We start from the raw sequence: 280 nt of genomic DNA on the forward strand, positions 1-280 counted from the left end.
ACTGTCTATTTTTACTTTCATTTTGTCTACATAGCTCAGCTTTTTGCGTGATTCATTATTTATAAACTGTACTTGTCTCCCCGTTTTAATGGGTGGCTTTCGCATGCATTGCTGCTGTAGCGGGCACGTTTTACAGTCTTTTAAATAACCGCAGAATCGCGTGTATTGCTGGTTGTGGCTTTTTACATTGATACCACTTCGCCACATGGCATTGCCTGCGGGGCAGCGGCAAGTTTGGGTTGCTTCATTATAATGAAAATCATCTGAGGTAAATAATCGT

General features: G+C 41.4%; 1 protein-coding gene. It reads right to left on the bottom strand.

What is annotated here, in order from left to right; genetic code table 11:
- Nucleotides 1–280: transposase (locus P20652_RS18525; protein ID WP_033017623.1), on the bottom strand; the 280-nt coding region annotated here is incomplete at both ends.

The sequence above is a fragment of the Pseudoalteromonas sp. BSi20652 genome, from assembly GCF_000239855.1.
In the GTDB taxonomy this organism is placed as follows: Bacteria; Pseudomonadota; Gammaproteobacteria; order Enterobacterales; family Alteromonadaceae; genus Pseudoalteromonas.